Consider the following 324-nt stretch of genomic DNA (forward strand, 5'->3'; position numbering starts at 1 on the left):
TAGGGCATGTCTGACAATCGTTTTGACCATGCGAGCACAGCATTCAGGACCACAGCGGCCCTGTAGATGATCGCGTACTTGTCATACCGGGTCGCCAGACCCCGCCACTGCTTCAGGTGCGCGTACTGGCGCTCGATGACGTTGCGGCCCTTGTAGGCGGCCGCGTCGAGGCCAATGGGGCGCCCGCCGCGGGCACCGCGCCGTCTGCGGTGGCCCTGCTGGTCGGCCGGTTCGGGGATGACCGCTTTGATCCCACGGGCACGTAGGTGGGTGCGGATCGCCCGGGAGGAGTACGCCTTGTCGCCCAGCACGGCCTCGGGGCGG

The 324-nt window shown here is 67.9% G+C and carries 1 protein-coding gene; it reads right to left on the bottom strand.

Going from position 1 to position 324, the window contains the following annotated elements:
• Positions 1 to 324 (bottom strand): transposase (locus tag ACTSKS_RS11060; RefSeq protein WP_442927563.1); only part of this gene is annotated, 324 nt, incomplete at both ends.

Source organism: Micrococcus sp. TCR-5, from assembly GCF_052220525.1.
Lineage (GTDB): Bacteria > Actinomycetota > Actinomycetes > Actinomycetales > Micrococcaceae > Micrococcus > Micrococcus luteus.